Origin of the sequence: Mesorhizobium intechi (assembly GCF_002879535.1) — a bacterium.
GTDB classification, from domain to species: Bacteria; Pseudomonadota; Alphaproteobacteria; order Rhizobiales; family Rhizobiaceae; genus Mesorhizobium; species Mesorhizobium intechi.
Genome location: NZ_PNOT02000082.1, coordinates 52,104 through 70,924, shown reverse-complemented (window position 1 = coordinate 70,924; position 18,821 = coordinate 52,104). Strand labels below are relative to the sequence as shown.

16 protein-coding genes are annotated in these 18,821 nt (G+C 63.7%); 13 read left to right on the top strand and 3 right to left on the bottom strand.

What is annotated here, in order from left to right:
- Positions 1 to 15: 15 nt before the first annotated feature.
- The 8 genes from C1D09_RS07720 (at position 16) to C1D09_RS07685 (ending at position 10,092) form a co-directional block, all read left to right on the top strand.
- The gene (locus tag C1D09_RS07720; protein ID WP_064980616.1) at positions 16 to 405 is read left to right on the top strand and encodes a c-type cytochrome; all 390 of its coding nucleotides are present in this window, start codon (positions 16 to 18) and stop codon (positions 403 to 405) included.
- Between the two features lie 309 nt (positions 406 to 714).
- Positions 715 to 1,803, top strand: a complete 1,089-nt coding sequence (locus C1D09_RS07715; protein ID WP_095773710.1) for a hypothetical protein — start codon at positions 715 to 717, stop codon at positions 1,801 to 1,803.
- Positions 1,804 to 1,841: 38 nt separating this feature from the next.
- On the top strand, positions 1,842 to 2,987 hold the full coding sequence (locus C1D09_RS07710) for a hypothetical protein (RefSeq protein ID WP_143973709.1): 1,146 nt from the start codon (positions 1,842 to 1,844) through the stop codon (positions 2,985 to 2,987).
- 24 nt (positions 2,988 to 3,011) lie between these two features.
- Positions 3,012 to 4,922, top strand: a complete 1,911-nt coding sequence (locus C1D09_RS07705; protein ID WP_143973708.1) for an AAA family ATPase — start codon at positions 3,012 to 3,014, stop codon at positions 4,920 to 4,922.
- Positions 4,923 to 5,038: 116 nt separating this feature from the next.
- Entirely contained in the window at positions 5,039 to 5,455 is a 417-nt protein-coding gene (locus C1D09_RS07700; RefSeq protein ID WP_143973707.1) for an endonuclease domain-containing protein, read from the top strand.
- Positions 5,456 to 5,564: 109 nt separating this feature from the next.
- Positions 5,565 to 6,869, top strand: coding sequence for a DUF6638 family protein (locus tag C1D09_RS07695; protein ID WP_143973706.1), 1,305 nt, complete (start codon positions 5,565 to 5,567; stop codon positions 6,867 to 6,869).
- Positions 6,870 to 6,972: 103 nt separating this feature from the next.
- Entirely contained in the window at positions 6,973 to 8,097 is a 1,125-nt protein-coding gene (locus tag C1D09_RS07690) for a DUF2333 family protein (protein ID WP_143973705.1), read from the top strand.
- 315 nt (positions 8,098 to 8,412) lie between these two features.
- Positions 8,413 to 10,092: a formate--tetrahydrofolate ligase gene (locus C1D09_RS07685; protein WP_143973704.1), complete on the top strand. Its 1,680-nt coding sequence runs from the start codon at positions 8,413 to 8,415 to the stop codon at positions 10,090 to 10,092.
- 70 nt (positions 10,093 to 10,162) lie between these two features.
- Here the strand turns inward: C1D09_RS07685 and C1D09_RS07680 are convergent, their stop codons facing one another.
- Complete coding sequence (locus tag C1D09_RS07680) at positions 10,163 to 10,807, bottom strand: cysteine hydrolase family protein (protein WP_143973703.1); 645 nt, start codon at positions 10,805 to 10,807, stop codon at positions 10,163 to 10,165.
- 125 nt (positions 10,808 to 10,932) lie between these two features.
- Between C1D09_RS07680 and C1D09_RS07675 the strand changes: the two genes are divergently transcribed.
- A complete protein-coding gene (locus C1D09_RS07675) occupies positions 10,933 to 11,919 on the top strand; it encodes a helix-turn-helix domain-containing protein (RefSeq protein ID WP_143973702.1) in 987 nt (328 codons plus the stop codon).
- A 17-nt stretch (positions 11,920 to 11,936) separates the two neighbouring features.
- Here C1D09_RS07675 and C1D09_RS07670 read toward each other — a convergent pair whose 3' ends face one another.
- Entirely contained in the window at positions 11,937 to 12,494 is a 558-nt protein-coding gene (locus tag C1D09_RS07670) for a sugar O-acetyltransferase (RefSeq protein WP_143973701.1), read from the bottom strand.
- A 139-nt stretch (positions 12,495 to 12,633) separates the two neighbouring features.
- On the opposite strand from C1D09_RS07670, the gene C1D09_RS07665 reads away from it, so the two are divergent.
- Together C1D09_RS07665 and C1D09_RS07660 are read left to right on the top strand one after the other, a co-directional pair.
- Complete coding sequence (locus C1D09_RS07665; protein WP_143973700.1) at positions 12,634 to 13,095, top strand: DUF4126 family protein; 462 nt, start codon at positions 12,634 to 12,636, stop codon at positions 13,093 to 13,095.
- Entirely contained in the window at positions 13,092 to 14,468 is a 1,377-nt protein-coding gene (locus C1D09_RS07660) for an FAD-containing oxidoreductase (RefSeq protein WP_143973699.1), read from the top strand. Before C1D09_RS07665 ends, C1D09_RS07660 begins: the two co-directional genes overlap by 4 nt.
- A 3-nt stretch (positions 14,469 to 14,471) precedes the next feature.
- Here the strand turns inward: C1D09_RS07660 and C1D09_RS07655 are convergent, their stop codons facing one another.
- A complete protein-coding gene (locus C1D09_RS07655) occupies positions 14,472 to 14,921 on the bottom strand; it encodes a MarR family winged helix-turn-helix transcriptional regulator (RefSeq protein ID WP_143973698.1) in 450 nt (149 codons plus the stop codon).
- 173 nt (positions 14,922 to 15,094) lie between these two features.
- Between C1D09_RS07655 and C1D09_RS07650 the strand changes: the two genes are divergently transcribed.
- Complete coding sequence (locus C1D09_RS07650; protein ID WP_143973697.1) at positions 15,095 to 17,461, top strand: membrane-bound PQQ-dependent dehydrogenase, glucose/quinate/shikimate family; 2,367 nt, start codon at positions 15,095 to 15,097, stop codon at positions 17,459 to 17,461.
- A 161-nt stretch (positions 17,462 to 17,622) separates the two neighbouring features.
- Positions 17,623 to 18,798, top strand: coding sequence for an MFS transporter (locus tag C1D09_RS07645; RefSeq protein ID WP_143973696.1), 1,176 nt, complete (start codon positions 17,623 to 17,625; stop codon positions 18,796 to 18,798).
- The last annotated feature ends 23 nt before the right edge of the window (positions 18,799 to 18,821 follow it).

The following is an 18,821-nucleotide window of genomic DNA, read 5'->3' as shown; positions in this document are numbered from 1 at the left end:
TCTCCGGGGTCAGCCATGCTTCGAGCCGTTTCCTCAGCCAGCCTTCTTCTCATCGCCACCTCCATTGCCGCGCACGCCGGCGGCGACCCGGTGCAGGGCAAGCACGTCTTCAACCGCTGCATGGCCTGCCATGAGGCGGCCACCGACCGCGACAAGGTTGGCCCGCATCTGAAGGGTGTCGTGGGCCGCACCGCGGGCACCGCGGAAAGCTTCCTTGGCCATTATTCCGAAGCCATGAAGAGCGCGGGCGCTGCCGGTCTCGTCTGGGACGAGGCAAATCTCACCGAGTATCTCAAGGCCCCAAAGCTCAAAGTTCCCGGCAACAAAATGGCTTTTGGTGGCCTGACGAATGATGACGACATCGCCAATGTCATCGCCTATCTGAAGGCCGATCCGAAGCCCTGAGGGCGCGTCGGCGCGATGCGGCCGCACTGATATGTTTGCCTGCAACCGGTTCAATCCCCTGCCGAATCCAGCATTTCCACGTCGGCGGAGGCTGACTGTTTTGCCGGCATGAAAGTTCAATGACAGCTGAACTAGTCCCGTCGGACGGGCTAATCACGCCATGACCTCACCTGCATTGTCTTTCAAGACCTTGGCGGATCCTTTTGTTTTCACACCACCCTTGTCTTCACGTCTTTCAATCCCCGGATGCCCCACATATATTCGCCGCTGTTCGCAACCAGCGACCGGAAGCCGAAGCGGGAGGCCCCTATGGCGACATTGCAGAATTTCGATGCCGAAATTGCCAAGACCAAGCAGGTCGTCCAGGACATGCGCACCAAGATCGAACAGTCCGGCACCGTGCTCGACACGCTCGCCACCGCTGACAAGAAGATCGGCGACGCCAATTTCGACATCGAGAACGCCCGCATCGAGGACGTGCTGAAGCAGCAGAAGGTGATGGAAGGCAACATTGCCGACCTGATCATCGGCCTCGAGGACGCCACCAATGTCTTCGGCGCCGAGTTCGAGAGCATGAAGAACTACACCGGCTGGGAAAACTTCGTCGGTGTCTTCTCCAGCCAGCGCAAGCAGCGTATGCGCACCGACCGCGTCCGCAACATGTCGCTGGCCGGCAATCTGCAGGAACTTCTGGCCAAGTCCGACACCATCGTCGGCATCCTGAAGGCGCAGAAGGAGGTCCTGGACCAGCGCTACAAGACCTCCGAGGCCAGCCTGTCGCAGGTGATCGAACGCCGCAAGACCACCATGTCGAACCTCGAAGCCGTGCAGAAACGCATCGAGGAACTCAACCCGATGCTGCTCGATATCGAAAACAAGATTGCCGCCTCGACCAGCCAGAAGGACCGCACCCAGCTTGAGGGCGAACGCTCCAAGCTGGCCACCGAATACAACGAGAAGCAGGCCAAGGAGCAGGAACTGCTGGCCGAAAGCCAGACGCTCGAGCGCTACACCTCGATGTTCCAGACCTTCGTCGATTCGCTCAACAACCAGATCGCCGCGCAGTCTACGTTGATCAACAAGCTGACCATCGATACCGAGCAGCGCATCGTGCTCTATAAGGCGCTGGAGGATTCCTTGAAGACCGCCGCGCAGCAGGACGTCGCCCACAAGATCAACACGCTGGGCAGCCAGGTCGACAATACGGCGGAAGAAACCATGGCCGGCATCGGCGCCGCTTCGCAGAAGCACATTGGCGACCTGCTTGAAATGCACGAGAAGAACATGGTCGCCAGCGCCGATATCCAGCGCCGCAAGAAGCTCGCCGACGATGCCTTTGCCCGGCGCTTCGACGAGGTGCTGAAGAAGCACAATTCGGCCAATTACGTGCAGTCATAATTGCCGCGCGCACGGTGCGACAATCCCAGGGCTGACAGATGACCCCCGAAAACGACGCGGCGGCGCGGTATTTCTCGGCAATCACGGCCGCGCTCAGCGGCCTTGAAGTGTTCATGCGCGACGACCGCTCGCCGCTTTACCGGCACGGCATCGTCGCCAAGATCGTTGCCGAGTACATCGCCAGGCTCGACAAGTCCTTTGGCTGCTGGCGCAACCGCCTGGGCTTCATGGATACGTTCCGCATTTCGCGCGCCGAGAGCGGTTTTCCAGTCTTCCAGAACCTGCTCGAACTGGAAAACGATCGCCGGCAGGCCGATGCGCGCCTTGCCAACATCCCGCTGGCCGGCGAGCTGCGCGAAGAGATGGCCGACTTTATCCTGCGCCACAAGGAGTTCCCCGAGGCGCTGCAGAAGTCGATGGCCGAGCGGCTCTATCTCGAGGACGTCAAGAGCGAGCAGACCTTCGGGCCATTCACGCTGGCGCAGACGGCCAAGGTGTCGGTCAATCCGAAGACGGCTCTGCCGTACTATCTCGTCCATTGGGCGACCTTCGACGGCAGCGCCAACCTGCCGCTGGTCTACATGGTGACGGTGGAGGATTCCTCCGAGAACATGGTCCGCCAGCTCGTCGACCGGAACGGCAAGCTCAACGACAAGGTCGACATCCCGCTGCCGGTCGATGGCCTGCTCAATCCCGAGCTTGCCCACCGCTTCGACGATTTCACCGAGAAGAACTCCGCCTACACGCTGTCGCCAGCGACGATTGCCGTAAACCTCGACAAGGATTTCGAGCCGCTGCACCCCAAGCAATTGCGCCGCGTCGTGCTCGGCCCCTTCTATTCCGCGGGCATTACCGACAACAATTCGACGGTGACCGAAGTGCTGGCCAAGGTGCGCAAGCCGGAAAACGCCTGGCTGCTGACCTGGACCATCCAGGAGGTCTATTCCAAGGGTGAGAAGCCCGGCCGCAAGGGGCTGTTTTCCAGCGAGAAGACGACACAGGAATTCTTCATCAACACCGACGATCTGGAAGCCGCGCGCCAGGGCGTGTCGAGCTACGAAAATCACGCTCTGATCCCGCACGAGGCCTACCAGGCGCTCTACGCCGCCGGCGAAGCACAGAAGATTTTTGGCGGCTACAAGGTCCACATCCTGTCCAACGGACAGGTCATTTCAGACGTCTGACCGTAACACCACGGAGCACACTTCATGGACACCGGCCTGACCACCATCCCGGAAGCGGCGATCGAAAAGCACCGCGCCACCGCGCAGAGCTTCATCACCCGCATCGTCGTGCTGGAAGACCCGTCGCGCGAATCCGGCACGGCGCTGGCCGGCACCAACCGGCGCTTCGTCTCCACCGTCTCCGTCGGCTCGGTGCGGCGCACCCGCGAGGTAGAGCTGTCGAAGACCGTCGGCGCCGTCCATCCCGACGATCAGTTGCTGACCATCCCGCAGCACACGCTTCTGTTTCGCGCCCGGCGCGGCACGGCAATCGCGCTCGCCGTGTCGGATGTCTTCGCCGAAGGCTCCGACCTCGAAAGCCTGCAGGCGAAGAACACCCGCGCCCCGCTCGAGGGCGACGAGGCGTCGGCCTTCAAGAAGCTCCTCTCCGCCTCGGCGTACATCTCGGCCTTCAGCCTGGCGTCCTATCTGTTCCAGTTGATCGACAGCGATGGCGAGGCGCCCAACGATATCCCCGAACCCGACTTCCTTTTCGACACGCCGCAGGACGCGGTGAAGTCGATCCTGGCTGGTCTCGACAAGGCCATAGCGGGCTCGAAGGACGATGCCGACCTGGCGACCAGGGCACGCGCCTTCGCCCGCGTCGCCATTGACGGGTTGCTGGCCAGAAAAGGCCGCTTCGACGGCATCGGCCCGTTCGAGAACGCCCATATCCGCATCGATGCCGACGACTTCACCCTCGACGGTTTCGACGTCGCGCCGGGCAAGCGCTCCAAGCCGTTGGTGATGACCTTCAAGAAGCCGGAAGAGGTGGTCGGCAACCACATCGCCAAGTACCAGTCGGTCAAGCTCGCCAAGATGCTGATGGCCTATGATTTCGAGCGCGGGTTGAACCCGTTCGTCGAGCTCGGCGGCTTCCTGTTCACCTTCATCGGCGACGGCGCGCCCGGCACCGGCAAGACGACTTTGATCCAGATGATCGCCGGCCTGGTCAACGGCTACTGCCAGGTCGCCGGCTATCCCTTCGCCTACGAGAATTTCGGTGTCGACCAGATCTCGTCCTATCAGGGCAAGTCCGGTCAGAACTGCCGCCAGTTCATCAACAACGTGCTCAACCCGCGCGTCATCGGCTTCGGCACGATCGACGATATCGACCAGGTGGCGGCGCGCCGCTCCGACGACCGCGCCTCGGCCGGCCAGCAGGAAATCACCGGCGTCCTGATGGATGCCTTCGCCGGCGCCTCAACCGTGGTGCGCGGCAACTGCTCTTTCGGCATGTTTTCCAACTATCCCGAAAATGTCGACGACGCCCTGCGCCAGCGCGCCGGCGCCCGCTGGCTGGTCGACGGCCCGCAAACCCGCGACGACTATATCGACATCTTCGTGCTGCTCGCCGGCAAGAACCACGAAATCCCTCTGGGCAAGCACGAGCTTTACGCGGCGCAAGAGATCCAGCGCGCTGTGGAGGAAGCCTATGAGGAGCACGAGAAGCCGCAGGAGGACGGCCTGATGAAGGTCTACGAGCGCTACATGAAGGAGAATGGCGCGCCCAAGACCATGGCCGACATCGGCACCTATCTGCACCTCATCAAGGATGCCGAGCCACGCTTTACCGGCCGCGCCATCAAGAACGTCACCGACGCCATCAAGATGCGCGCCATGGACATCGAGCTTCCCGACGACTGGTTCGAGAAGCCGGAAGCCTTCATGCACAAGGGCTATGACGAGAAGAAAGCCATGATCGAGGAACTGCGCGGTCCGTTCTCGATGGACATGGTCATGCAGGAGATCAACCGCTACGCCGATTCCGAGTTTCGTTATTCCGACAAGTCCGACGACGCCGCCGTGGAAAAGCTGCTGCGCGACGCGCGGCTGCGCGAAAGGGCTGCGCGCGAGATGGAGGAGATGAAGAAGAAGGGGCTTTGGAATGCGTAGCGTTCTGTCGGCATTTCAATGGGCAGTCCGTGGTGCCGTCGAAGAAAAGGGAGCCAGCGCTGACGCCCCCCTCTCCCCGTTCTTCACGGGGAGAGGGTACGGGTGAGGGGCAGCGCATGCGTGGACCAGCCATCAAGACGACAGGGCGAGCGAGACGTCTACGTCAGTCGGACAATGACGCCGAGAACGCACTTTGGACGGAGTTGCGAGACCGCAGACTAAACGGCCACAAATTTGTGAGGCAGTTTCCGATAGGTAGCTACTTTGCTGATTTTGCCTGTCGAGAGTACCAACTGGTTGTCGAAGTAGATGGCAGTCAACACACGGACAACAAATATGATCGAGTCCGTGATCATTTCATGGTTTCGAATGATTGGTCTGTGCTCCGCTTTTGGAACGTCGACGTATTAAAGGATCGGAACGCGGTGCTCGAGACCATATTGGCGGCCATCGAACAGCGCCTCGATCGCCATATCGAGACGAATGATCTTCGATTTGTCGCAGCCAAAGGCTATGGGGAGATTTATCCTTGACCGTCAGCGCCGCCCCTCACCCTCACCCTCTCCCCGTGAAGAACGGGGAGAGGGGGTCGTCGGCGCTGGCGCTTCACGTTGCTAGGCAAAGCCCCTCGGACTCTTCGACATGACCCCTGCCAAAAAACCTGACCTTCTGCGCGACAACGAACTCATCTACGGCCGTCTGCTCACCGTCGACGAGCCGCATCTCATCCAGCGCTACAACAAGGCGCTGGCCGCGTTCGGCCTGCCTCCGACCAGGCTGAAGAGCTTCCAGATCGACCGCACCGGCTTCTCGCCCGAGATCGCCGACGAGTGCGGCGACCCTGACTATCTCGACCCAAACGAGGTCAATCGCCGCTTCATCATCCTGACGCCGTCGCAGATCGACCTGCCGGTGGTGCACACGGCCTTCTCCAACACCTCGCAGTTGATGTTCGAGTTCATGTCCAAGAACCAGCGCGCCATCGACGCGCTGACCATCAAGGACGTCATCTATGGCGAGATCGAGGATTCCGTTCCCAAGGTCAACGACATCGAAGACCTGCTGTCGATCAACCAGGTTGAGTTCAAGGTGCTGTCGGCAGAGGACGTGCTGGGCAAGGCCGCTGAACTCGGCAAGCTTGTCGACAGGCTGAAGCAGGAGCCCGATGCCTGGCGCGACGACGCCATGCTGACCCGCATGGTGGAGCTGGCGAAGATCTGCGGCGACATCCGCGAAAACGCGCTTGTCCCGGACCAGGTGATCTTCCGTCACAATGCCTACTGGACCAGCCATTTCGGCGGGCTCTACGTGTTCGTCGATCCCGACATGACGACGGTTATCAGCGATCCCGCCGCCCCCGGCTTTCGCCGCTCGCGGCCGTGGCAGGTGAGTTACCTCTCGATCAACGACGCCGACAAGGTTTTCAAGTTCCTGGCCAGCACCGGCCGCATCGAGCTGCCGCGCGCCTCCTGGATCGAGACGTCCGGCTATCTCGAGCACCGGGCCGAGATGGTGGTGCGCGCGCTGATCCGCGACGCCGAGCCGAACCGCAACCTGACCGATGTCGACAAGGTCTGGCTGCAGGCCTGGATCCAGAGCCATGCCGACCTGATCACCAAGGACGGCAATCTTCCTTTCCTCAACGCCGCCAAGCGCGAAATCGCCCAGCTTGGCCATCTCAAGATCGAGGATGTGTTCCCGCAGCAGCGCTTCCTGGTGGTCCGCGCCAAGCCTGACCATCCCGACGCCTGGCTGACCAACCGGCTGATCTCGGATTTCGTGCCGACCGACTTCGTCTCGCGTTACATCTTCAACAAGCAGGGCTTCTACAAGGACTATGATGGCTTCAGCGACGCCTGGAGATCGCATGTTGTGGACGTTCTGAAAACCACATATTTGAAGGACAAGGTGGCGTTTCGCACACGCCTCTACGGCCTGACCGACTAGAACGAAACGAGCTGACATTCGTTCTAACTTGTTGTTTTGGCGCATGATGTTATCCAAAAAGTCCGCAACTTTTTGGCATCAAGCTTTGAGGGGTGACACAGCCATGCTCGATCCGATCGTCAATTTCTTCACCCGAATTTTCCAATGGATCGGCCGCGGCATTGGCCTTCTGATTGGCGCCGTCCTGTGGCCGTTCCTATGGGCCGGCCGCTGGTACACGCAGCGCGGCTGGATCCTCAAGGCCGTGCTCGGCCTGGCGCTGCTGGTGCTGATCGGCCTCTATGCCAACTTCTTCTACGCCACCCAGTGGTGGAACAATTTCAACCCGAACTATCCGGACTCCTACACGTTCGAGAAGCGCAACGTTTCCGCCGGTGAGCAGGTCGCCGCCGGCACCGGCACCGATACGGCAAAGACCTGCGGCAACTCCGGCATTGCCCAGATCGCGGCGGACCTGACCGACTTCAACGTCAACCAGAATGCCTGGATCTCGTCGATGATCCTCTACAAGCTCGGCCTGTTCGGCATCGACTGGGACAACACGCCGTGGATGGACAACAAGGCGTCTTTCCAGCGCGGCATCAACCAGGCGGTGCGGCGCACCGCGACCGAACTCGCCGACAATCTCGGCCGCGTGCGCACGACCTCGCAGATCGACGCCGATCTGCAGGATGCGCGCGGCAACCTGCAGTTCGACGAATACACATGGTATTTCGGCGTAAGCCCGTTCGGCCCGAAGACGCCGACCCCGAGCTACTATCGTGACGCGGTGCGCAAGCTGCGCTCGTTCAATGCCCGCCTTGCCACCTGCCAGGCCACTTTCGATGCCCGCGCCGACAATCTGAAGCAGTATATCGACCGCATCGCATCGGACATCGGCTCGACCTCCGCCATCCTCAAGGAACGCGCCGAGAACCACAACAATGGCTGGTTCGACACCCGAGCCGATGACCGCTACTGGTTCGCCTATGGCCAGCTCTATGCCTATTACGGCCTGATGAAAGGCGCGCAGGCCGACTTCGAGGACGTCATCAAGGAAAAGCACCTGCAGAGCCTCTGGGACACGATGGACGCGCAATTCGTCTCGGCCCTGCGTATCCAGCCCTTCATCATCGCCAATGGCCGCGAGGATGGCTGGCTGCTGCCGACGCATCTGACGACGATGGGCTTCTACATCCTGCGCGTGCGCTCCAACATGGTCGAAATCAGCAACGTGCTGACGCAATAGCGTTCCCCGGTCGCGGTTCCAGCGATGGCGAATTTGCGCCGTCGCCTCTGTCGCATTCCGTGCATTGTGCGGCTGTTTTGAGACGGCGGAAGCGCCGCTGCTCTGGCTTCTATACGGCGCGGCAAGCGGAGCCAGAAAGAACCGAGGACAGGTCGGCCGGCCGCAGAGGAATTTTCTCTATAGGAAACATAGTTGCATGGAAGTTGACGCCACGGCAGCGACAGGGTTAGAACATGCCCGCGCGCCCGGTTCCAACCTGCTTGCGATAGAGATCAACCCCGTCCCCTCCACCGTTCAATCCAGAGGAAAGCCGTCATGGCCGAAGTGAAGTCCGACATCGAGATCGCGCGCGCCGCCAAGAAAAAGCAGATCCAGGAGATCGGGCAGAAGATCGGCATTCCGACCGAACATCTGCTGCCCTATGGCCACGACAAGGCCAAGATCTCGGCCGAGTTCATCAAATCGGTGAAGGGCAACAAGGACGGCAAGCTGGTCCTGGTCACCGCCATCAACCCGACGCCTGCCGGCGAAGGCAAGACCACCACCACGGTCGGCCTCGGCGATGGCCTGAACCGCATCGGCAAGAAGGCGATCGTCTGCATCCGCGAAGCCTCGCTCGGCCCGAATTTCGGCGTCAAGGGCGGTGCCGCCGGCGGCGGCTACGCGCAGGTCGTGCCGATGGAGGACATGAACCTCCACTTCACCGGCGACTTCCACGCCATCACCACCGCCCACAATCTGCTTTCGGCGCTGATCGACAACCACATCTACTGGGGCAATGAGCTCGCCATCGACACCCGCCGCGTGGTGTGGCGCCGCGTCATGGACATGAACGACCGGGCGCTGCGCGAAATCATCTGCTCGCTCGGCGGCGTCGCCAACGGTTTCCCGCGCGAGGCCGGCTTCGACATCACCGTCGCCTCGGAAGTCATGGCGATCCTGTGCCTTGCCACCGACCTGAAGGATCTGGAAAAGCGCCTCGGCGACATCATCGTCGCCTACCGTCGCGACAAGTCGCCTGTCTATGCCCGCGACCTCAAGGCCGACGGCGCCATGGCCGTCCTGCTGAAGGACGCCATGCAGCCCAACCTGGTGCAGACGCTGGAGAACAACCCGGCCTTTGTCCATGGCGGCCCGTTCGCCAACATCGCGCATGGCTGCAACTCGGTCGTCGCGACCACCACCGCGCTGAAGCTCGCCGACTATGTCGTCACCGAAGCGGGTTTCGGCGCCGACCTTGGTGCCGAGAAATTCTTCGACATCAAGTGCCGCAAGGCGGGCCTGAAGCCGGCGGCGGCCGTCATCGTCGCCACCGTGCGCGCCATGAAGATGAATGGCGGCGTCAAGAAGGAAGACCTCGGCAAGGAAAACATCGAGGCGGTGAAGAAGGGCTGCGCCAATCTCGGCCGCCACATCGAGAATATCAGGCAGTTCGGCGTGCCGGCGGTGGTTGCCATCAACCACTTCTATTCCGACACCGACGCTGAAATCCAGGCGATGAAGGACTATGTCGCCTCGATGGGCGAAGAGGCTATCCTGTGCAAGCACTGGGCCAAGGGCTCGGCCGGCATCGAGGAACTCGCCAACAAGGTGGTGGCGCTGGCCGAATCCGGCGCCTCGCAGTTCGCGCCGCTCTATCCCGATGCCATGCCGCTGTTCGAGAAGATCAACACCATCGTCCAGCGCATCTATCGCGGCTCGGAAGCGATCGCCGACAAGTCGGTGCGCGACCAGCTCAAGGCTTGGGAGGACGCCGGCTACGGCAATCTGCCGGTCTGCATGGCCAAGACCCAGTATTCCTTCTCGACCGACCCGAACCTGCGCGGCGCGCCGACCGGCCACACCGTGCCGGTGCGCGAGGTCAGGCTGTCGGCGGGCGCCGGCTTCGTCGTCATCATCTGCGGCGAGGTCATGACCATGCCCGGCCTGCCCAAGGCGCCGTCCTCGGAAAAGATCTTCCTCAACGAGGCCGGCCAGATCGAAGGCCTGTTCTAGAATCCTCAAATCCCAAACGAGAAAGGGCGCCGCAGCGATGCGGCGCCCTTTGCTGTTTGCCGGAGTGATCCTAGGCCGCGTTGCGCGCCAGCGCCCGCTGGTTGGAGCCGTAAATCGTGTCGCGTTCCGGCAAGGCTCGGGTCTTTAGGCACTCGACCCATTCGGCGGTCTTCAGTACGGCGGCGAAGCGCGATTGCAGGATGATCGTGACGACGCGGTGGATCTCCTCGGCCGAGGCATAGCCGGCGCTGTTGGCATAGGGAACCGAGCCGGTCGCGTCCGACAGGAACTCGACGGCAAAGCCCATATGCACGGCATGGATGATGGTCGACAAATCGCAATTATGCGTCATGTAGCCGACCACCGTGAGCGTATCGACCGCGTTGGCGCGCAGCCATGCCTCGAGGTCGGTGCCGGTGAAGGCCGAGGGCAGCATCTTCTCGACATAGTGGTCGCGGCCGCGCCTGGCGATTTCCGGATGCAGTTCGCCGCCATGGCTGCCCTTGGCGAAGATCGGCGAGGTCTCCGGCGCCATCTGCTTGACGACCACGACCTTGATGCAGGCGGCTGCGGCGGCATCCATGGCGCGTGCCACATTGACGACGCTGTCGTGGAACGGAGGATGCTGGATGGCCAGATTGCCGCCATCATAGTCGTTCTGGACGTCGATGACGACAAGCGCGCGGCGTGGAGTGGTGTTGGCTGGGGCAGACATGGTGTTTTCCTTCCGGCTTGAATGCGATGGGCCGAAACTAGGCGGCTTCATGAGGGATCGAAAGTGGCCCGCTTGACATCATCCGAAAGGATTGGGACAATCCAACTTCAGAGCCGGAAACGCCCATGACCGCCCCCATCATTGCCGCCCTCGCCTTCGACGGCATCAGCCCGTTCCACCTTTCCGTACCTTGCCTGGTGTTCGGCGCCGACCGCACGAGGCTAGGCCTGCCGCGCTTCGACTTTCGTGTCTGCGGGGTCGAGCAAGGCATGATGCGCACCGATGCCGGGCTGAGCATCCTTGTCTCGCATGGGCTGTCCGCACTCGACGATGCCGACATCATCATCATCCCGAGCTGGAAGGATCTCGAAGCCCCGCTGGCCAGGCCCCTCAACGAAGCGCTCGGCCGTGCGCACCGGCGCGGCGCGCTGATCGTCGGCCTGTGCCTGGGCACCTTTGCCATTGCCGCCGCCGGCCTGCTTTCAGGCCGGAAGGCGACCACGCACTGGGCCTATACGGACCAGCTGCGCGCCCTGCACCCCGACATCTCGGTCGATGCCGACGTGCTCTATGTCGACGATGGCGACATCGTCACCTCTGCCGGTGTCGCCGCCGGGCTGGACTGCTGCCTGCATATCGTGCGCGCCCGCTATGGCACCGAGGCGGCAATGCGGCTCGCCCGGCACGTCGTGCTCTCACCGCATAGGCAGGGCGGGCAGGCGCAGTTCATCGAACGCCCCGTTTCGGAGAGCGCGAATGCCGACCGCTTCACCCGCGCGCTGGACGCGGTGCGCGCGACCCTCGGCGAGACGCACAGCCTCGACGGTGTCGCCGAGGCCGCCGGTCTGACACGGCGCACCTTCACCCGCCGCTTTCAGAAATCGATCGGCACCAGTTTTGGCGATTGGCTGACCAGCCAGCGCATCGAACTGGCACAACGGCTGCTGGAAGCGACGGAGAAATCGATGGACATCGTGGCCTTCGAGGCCGGCTTCGGCAGCGCCACCTCGCTGCGTCAGCATTTCGCCGCGAGGCTGAGGACATCGCCGGCGCAGTATCGGCGCGAATTCTCCCGGCGGGCCGACCAGGACGAACGGGTGGCGCGGGCCTGACCGCTTGCGGCAGGATCTCAACCGCGCTTGACCGGTCGCGCCGGATTGCCGACCACCGTTTCGTTCGCCGCCACATCGCGCGTCACCACCGCGCCGGCGCCGACGATAGCGCCCTCACCGATGCTGACGCCGCCAAGGATGACCGCGCTGCCGCCGATCCAGCCATGGGCGCCGATCTCGACCGGCCTGGCGATCTCCAGCCCCGCCTGTCGCCCAACAGCTTCCCTGTGGTGCTCGGCGCAATAGATCTGCACATTGGGACCGAGCAGCGTTCCCTTGCCGATGCGCACGGCCGCCGTGTCAAGGATGGTGCAGCCGGCGTTGAGGAAGACGCCATCGCCGAGAACGATGTTGAAGCCATAGGCGCAGTGGAACGGTGCCTCGATGCGGGCGCCCTCGCCCACGCCGCCGAGCAATGCCTTCAGGCCCGGCCCGAGATTTCCGCGCTGCCTTGGCGGCAGGCAATTGTGCTCGAACACCGCGTCGCGGGCGAAGGCACGCAGCGCCTCCAGCTCGTCATCGAGGCAAGAGTACCATTCGCCGGCAGTCATCTTCGCGCGCTCGCTTCCAGCCATGGCGGGTCCCCGATTGACGTCCTTGCAAAGCACAGTTGCGTCCAGCAGAAAAGCGCCGATCCAAGTACTGGTCAAATATCGGACCTATGGTAGCCTGCCGTCTCAAGGCCGTCCTGGCCCGGTGATCGAGGGGATCAGCATGCTCTATGTTTTTGCACTTCTGATCGGCGTCATTGCCGGCCTGCGCGCCATGACCGCGCCGGCCGCGGTCGCCTGGGGCGCGTATCTGGGCTGGCTGCCGGTTGCCGGCACCTGGGCAAGCTTCATGAGCCATTGGGCCGCTGTCGGCATCTTCACCATCCTCGCTATCGTCGAGCTGGTCACCGACCAGCTGCCGTCGACGCCGAGCCGTAGAGTGCCGCAACAGTTCGGCGCCCGCATCATCATGGGCGCCTTCACCGGCGCGGTGATCGGCGCGACCGCTGGCGCCACCATCGTCTGCCTGATCGCCGGCGCCATCGGCGCGGTCATCGGCACGCTGGGCGGCGCCGAAGCGCGCGCCCGGCTGGCGGCCACCTTCGGCAAGGATCCGCCCGCCGCGTTCATCGAGGACGCGGTGGCGATCATCGGCGGCCTGCTGATCGTGGCGGCGGTGGCATGACGGCAACAGCTTTCGACGCCATCATCATTGGCGCCGGCCAAGCCGGCACACCGCTGGCCGGCAGGCTCAACGCAGCCGGTATGAGCGTGGCGCTGATCGAGCGCAAGCTGGTCGGCGGCACCTGCGTCAACACCGGTTGCATCCCGACCAAGACGATGGTGGCGAGCGCCTACGCCGCGCATCTGGCGCGGCGCGCCGCCGATTATGGGGTGACGCTCTCCGGCCCGGTTGGCGTCGACTACAAGGCGATCAAGGCGCGCAAGGACAAGGTTTCGGGCGCCTCCCGCACCGGACTGGAAAGCTGGATCGCCGGCATGGACAAATGCACGCTCTATCGCGGCCATGCGCGCTTCGAGTCCGCTAATACAGTGCGCGTCGGCGACGACCTACTGACCGCCGACAAGATCTTCCTCAACACCGGCGGCCGCGCCTCGGTGCCCGATTTGCCCGGCATCCACCAAATCGCCTATTTGACCAATTCCTCGATGATGGATCTAGAGGTCCTGCCGCGCCATCTGATCGTCGTCGGCGGCAGCTACATCTCGCTCGAATTCGCGCAGATGTTCCGCCGTTTCGGCAGCGAAGTCACCGTCATCGAGAAGAGCCCGCGCCTGACTGGCCGCGAGGACGAGGACGTCTCGGCAACGATCCTGTCGATCCTGGAAAACGAAGGCATCGCGGTCCATGTCGGCGCCGACGACATCGGCTTCGCCAAGCGGGGCGACGAGATCGCCGTGACCTTCTCGGCCGGCAAGCCACCGGCGGTCGGTTCTCATGTGCTGCTGGCGCTCGGTCGAACGCTCAACACCGACGATCTCGGCCTCGACCGGGCCGGCGTCGCCGTCGACAAGCGGGGAGCGGTTATCGTGGACGACCAGCTGCGCACCAGCGTCCCAGGCATCTGGGCGATGGGCGACTGCAACGGCAAGGGCGCCTTCACCCACACCTCCTACAACGACTACGAGATCGTCGCCGCCAATCTGCTCGACAATGACCCACGCAAGGTCAGCGACCGCATCGAGGCCTATGCGCTCTACATCGACCCGCCGCTCGGCCGCTGCGGCATGACCGAGGCGGCGGTGAAGAAATCCGGACGCCGCGCGCTGGTCGGCCAGCGGCCGATGACCCGTGTCGGCCGGGCCGTCGAAAAAGGCGAGACGCAAGGCTTCATGAAGATCCTCGTCGATGCCGACACGCGGCAAATCCTCGGCTGTTCCGTGCTCGGACCCGGCGGCGACGAGGCGGTGCATTGCGTGCTCGATCTGATGTACGCCAAGGCGCCGATCGACACGCTGGCGCGCGCGACGCACATCCATCCCACTGTCTCGGAACTGCTACCCACCATTGCCCAGGAGCTGAAGCCGCTGGCCTGAGGTCTATTCGACTTCAGGCCCGCTCAGCTTCGCCTCCAGCCGGCCGAGCAGAAGCATGGCGCCGTTCAGTTCGGCGTCGCCGACATCGCTGAGCAGGTCGGCGCGCAGCACCGCCAGCAGCCGCTCGATCTCGGTCACGCGGCTGCGCCCGGCATCCGTGAGCGACAGGATCTTGGCGCGTCGGTCGGCGGCATCCTCGGCGCGCGTCACCAGCCCTTCCTCGACCAGCAGGTCGACGATGCGCACCAGCGAGGGCCCCTCGAAGCCGAGATGGTCGGCGAGCACGCCCTGGCGCTGATTGTCGCCCAGCCGCGACAGCATCACCAATGGCATGGCGGTGGCATGCGACAGGCCGCAATCGTCGAGCGCCTTGTCGGCCGCGCGCCGCCACAGCCTGGCGACTGATATAACGAGTTGGCCAAATCTGGCTCGATCCAGGTCTTGCTTGGGCATGGCGAAAAAGATAACATGCTATCTATTAGGTTGCGATAAAATTCTTTTCCATGGCGAAGCCCCCGTCGCCAAAAAACCGGAAGCCGACGACCGAGCTCCAAAGATCGCCCTGACGGCCCTTGCCGGCCGCCGCGACCGCGAGGCGCCGCGACCGGAAAAGCGTGAGGACCGACATGTCAAACCAAGATTCCAACAGCTCCGGCGGCATCTGGCTGCTTGTCCTTTTCGGCCTGGTGCTGATGATCATCGGCCTGCCGCTGCTCTATGGCGGGGTCCAGCTCATCGGCCTTGGCGGCTCCTGGTATTACGCGCTGGCCGGTGCCGGCATCATCATCTCGGGATTCCTTTTTGCCTTGCGCCGCCGCGCCGGCTTCTGGCTGTACATCCTCATTTTCCTCGCCACCATTGCCTGGGCGTTGTGGGAGGCCGGATTGAACTTCTGGCCGCTGGTGCCGCGACTGGTCGCGCCGGCGGTGCTTGCGGTGATCGCTCTCCTGCTGGTGCCTCTGTTCCCCTCGTCCAGCGGTGGCAAGCGCGGTCCCCTCACCCTTGCCGGCATCCTCGTCCTCGGCCTTGTCGCCACCGCCGCTTATGCCTTCCAGCCGCATGGCGTCATCCGCGACACGGTCGCCGCCAGCCAAGCGCCGGCGCCTGCCGCCGCGACGGCCTCCGGCACCGACTGGCGCCATTACGGCCGCACGCCCGCCGGCACGCGCTATGCGCCGATCGGCCAGATCAACAAGGACAATGTGAAGGACCTCGAGGTCGCCTGGACCTTTCGCACCGGCGATGTCCCGGCCAAGGGCGCCGAGGACCAGAACACGCCGCTGCAGATCGGCGACACCGTCTACACCTGCTCTTCGACAAATATCGTCCATGCGCTCAACGCCGAGACCGGCGAGCCGCGCTGGAAATTCGACCCGAAGGCCTCGGCGCCGCTGTGGCAACGCTGCCGTGGCGTGAGCTACTACCAGCCCGCGGCCGACGCAGCGGCCGGCGGCTCTCCAGCCGCCTGTGCCGGGCGCATTGTCATGACCACCATCGACGCGCGGCTGATCGAGATCGATGCCAGGACCGGCCAGCCCTGCGCGGATTTCGGCCAGGGCGGCACCGTCGACCTCAAGCAAGGCATGGGCGAGGTCAAGGCCGGCTTCTATTTCCAGACCTCGGCTCCGACCGTCATGCGTGACCTGATCATGGTCGGCGGCTGGGTCTGGGACAATGTCGAGACCGGCGAGCCATCCGGAGCCATCCGTGCCTTCAACGCCAGGACTGGCGAGTTGGTCTGGGCCTGGGACCTCGGCAACCCCGCCATCACCAAACTGCCGCCAGAGGGCCAGAGCTACACGCGCGGCACGCCCAATGTCTGGTCGACGCCGAGCTATGACGATGCCCTCGGCCTCGTCTATTTGCCGACCGGCAACGCCACGCCCGACTTTTTCGGGGCCGAACGCAGCAAGGCGGCGGAGGACTACACCGCTTCGGTCGTCGCGCTCGACATCGCCACCGGCCGCGAGCGCTGGAAATTCCAGACCGTGCATCACGACCTGTGGGACTACGACCTTCCCTCGCAGCCGGCGCTCTATGATGTGCCCGACGGCAAGGGCGGCAAAGTGCCGGCACTTATCCAGGTGACGAAGCGCGGCCAGATCTTCATGCTCGACCGCCGCGACGGCAAGCCGATCGCCGAAGTGCAGGAAAAGCCGGTGCCGCAGGATGGCGGCGCCAAGGAGGACTTCCTGTCGCCGACCCAGCCCTATTCGGTCGGCATGCCTTCGATCGGCGATCAGCCCTTCACCGAGGCCAGCATGTGGGGCGCCACCCCGTTCGACCAGCTCTTCTGCCGCATCGGCTTCAAACGACTGCGCTATGAGGGCGAGTTCACGCCGCCGGGCCTGACGCGCTCGCTGCAGTTTCCCGGCTATTACGGCGGCATGAACTGGGGCAGCGCCTCGATCGACGAAGCCAATGGCTACCTGATCATCAACGACATCCGCATGCCGCAATTCGTCGAGTTGCTGCCGCGCGCCGTGGCCGACAATTACGGCCCCTCGGCGGCGCATGACGGCCTCGGCACCCAGCTCGGCACGCCCTATGGCGCATTGAAGAATGGCTTCATGTCGCCGCTCGGCGTGCCTTGCCACCAGCCGCCCTATGGCACGATCAGCGCCATCGACCTGACCACGCGAAAACTCGTCTGGCAGGTGCCGGCCGGCACGCTGCAGGACACCGGCCCGCTCGGCATGAAGACCGGCCTGCAAATCCCCATCGGCATGCCGTCGCTCGGCGGCCCGGTGACCACGGCCGGCGGCCTCGTCTTCTATGCGGGCACGCAGGATTATTATCTGCGCGCCATCGACGTCACCACCGGCGAGGAGCTTTGGAAAGGTCGCCTGCCGGTCGGCGCGCAGGCAACGCCGATGACCTATACCTCGCCCGAAAGCGGGCGGCAGTTCGTCGTCGTCTCGGCGGGCGGGGCGCGCCAATCGCCCGACCGTGGCGACTACATCATCGCCTATGCCTTGCCGAAGGCGCCATGATCCGGAAGTTCCTCCGCGGATGACCGACAAACGGGACGCCTTGGCACCCCGTTTTCGATCTGCCCCTCGCTTTCTGCATTGCTGGGTTGCAGCGATAGACATTGCGCCCGATATGGATGCGCGCGCAGTCTGGAATTGAACCGATTCAGTCTGGACGCCCCATGCCTCTGCCGATCCTTGCGCTTGCCATTGCGTCCTTCTGCATCGGCACCACCGAATTCGTCATCATGGGCCTGCTGCCGGAGGTCGCCGCCGACCTTCGCGTGTCGATCCCTTCGGCCGGACTGCTGGTCACCGGCTATGCGCTCGGCGTCGTCTTCGGCGCCCCGGTCGTCGCCATGGCGACCGCGCATCTGCCGCGCAAGCCGGTGCTGGTGGGGCTGGCCGCGTCGTTCGTCGTCGGCAATCTGTTGTGCGCCATCGCGCCCGACTATTGGACACTGATGGCGGCGCGCGTCTTCACCGCTTTTGGTCACGGCGCGTTCTTCGGGATCGGCTCGGTCGTTGCCGCAAGCCTGGTGCCGCGCAACAAACGCGCCAGCGCCATGGCGCTGATGTTTGCCGGCCTGACCCTCTCCAACATCCTGGGCGTGCCCGCCGGAACAGCACTTGGCGAAGCTTTCGGCTGGCGCTCCACCTTTATCGCCGTGGTCGGCATCGGCCTGATCTCGGTCGTTGCCATCGCCTGGCTGGTGCCGTCGGATGTCGCCGAACCAAGCGGCGAGGGCCTGCGCGGCGAATTGCGGGTGCTGGGCAGGCTGCAGGTCTGGCTGGCGATGCTGATCGCCTCGCTGGCCTCGGCCAGCCTGTTTGCCGTTTTCACCTATATAAAACCCTACCTCACTGAAGTCTCCGGCCTGTCGACGTCCGCGGTCACCTGGGTGCTGCTGTTGTTCGGCGCCGGCATGACCATCGGCAACATCATTGGCGGGCGGCTGGCGGACTGGAAGCTGATGCCGACTGTCATCGGCACGCTGCTGTTGATGGCGGTGCTGTTCGTCGGCTTCATGCAGTTCGGTGCGATTGCCGTTGTCGCCATCGGCATCGTCTTCCTCTGGGGACTGCTCATTTTCGTCGTTGTGCCGCCGCTGCAGATCCGTGTCGTCGAAGCCGCTTCCGAAGGGCCGAACCTTGCCGCCACGCTGAACCAGGGCGCTTTCAATGTCGGCAATGCCAGCGGCGCCTGGATCGGCGGCGTGGCGCTTTCGGCAGGCGTCTCCTTCGCCCACTTGCCGCTGGTCGGCGCGGTGCTCGCCTTGCTGGCGGTCACCGTCGCGGTGCTGTCGCAGGCGCTGGACCGGCGCGTGCCCGTCCCGCTCCAGGCGGCAGCCGAATAGACGTCCATTCGCCAAAGGGACGG

What these genes read in the sequence shown, in the direction of transcription:
- C1D09_RS07690 (WP_143973705.1), top strand. Translation starts at nt 6,973, where the DNA reads ATGCTCGATCCGATCGTCAATTTCTTCACCCGAATTTTCCAATGGATC.
- C1D09_RS07665 (WP_143973700.1), top strand. Translation starts at nt 12,634, where the DNA reads ATGCTCTATGTTTTTGCACTTCTGATCGGCGTCATTGCCGGCCTGCGC.
- C1D09_RS07705 (WP_143973708.1), top strand. Translation starts at nt 3,012, where the DNA reads ATGGACACCGGCCTGACCACCATCCCGGAAGCGGCGATCGAAAAGCAC.
- C1D09_RS07695 (WP_143973706.1), top strand. Translation starts at nt 5,565, where the DNA reads ATGACCCCTGCCAAAAAACCTGACCTTCTGCGCGACAACGAACTCATC.
- C1D09_RS07650 (WP_143973697.1), top strand. Translation starts at nt 15,095, where the DNA reads ATGTCAAACCAAGATTCCAACAGCTCCGGCGGCATCTGGCTGCTTGTC.
- C1D09_RS07700 (WP_143973707.1), top strand. Translation starts at nt 5,039, where the DNA reads ATGCGTGGACCAGCCATCAAGACGACAGGGCGAGCGAGACGTCTACGT.
- C1D09_RS07680 (WP_143973703.1), bottom strand. Translation starts at nt 10,807, where the DNA reads ATGTCTGCCCCAGCCAACACCACTCCACGCCGCGCGCTTGTCGTCATC.
- C1D09_RS07645 (WP_143973696.1), top strand. Translation starts at nt 17,623, where the DNA reads ATGCCTCTGCCGATCCTTGCGCTTGCCATTGCGTCCTTCTGCATCGGC.
- C1D09_RS07655 (WP_143973698.1), bottom strand. Translation starts at nt 14,921, where the DNA reads ATGCCCAAGCAAGACCTGGATCGAGCCAGATTTGGCCAACTCGTTATA.
- C1D09_RS07660 (WP_143973699.1), top strand. Translation starts at nt 13,092, where the DNA reads ATGACGGCAACAGCTTTCGACGCCATCATCATTGGCGCCGGCCAAGCC.
- C1D09_RS07670 (WP_143973701.1), bottom strand. Translation starts at nt 12,494, where the DNA reads ATGGCTGGAAGCGAGCGCGCGAAGATGACTGCCGGCGAATGGTACTCT.
- C1D09_RS07675 (WP_143973702.1), top strand. Translation starts at nt 10,933, where the DNA reads ATGACCGCCCCCATCATTGCCGCCCTCGCCTTCGACGGCATCAGCCCG.
- C1D09_RS07710 (WP_143973709.1), top strand. Translation starts at nt 1,842, where the DNA reads ATGACCCCCGAAAACGACGCGGCGGCGCGGTATTTCTCGGCAATCACG.
- C1D09_RS07715 (WP_095773710.1), top strand. Translation starts at nt 715, where the DNA reads ATGGCGACATTGCAGAATTTCGATGCCGAAATTGCCAAGACCAAGCAG.
- C1D09_RS07720 (WP_064980616.1), top strand. Translation starts at nt 16, where the DNA reads ATGCTTCGAGCCGTTTCCTCAGCCAGCCTTCTTCTCATCGCCACCTCC.
- C1D09_RS07685 (WP_143973704.1), top strand. Translation starts at nt 8,413, where the DNA reads ATGGCCGAAGTGAAGTCCGACATCGAGATCGCGCGCGCCGCCAAGAAA.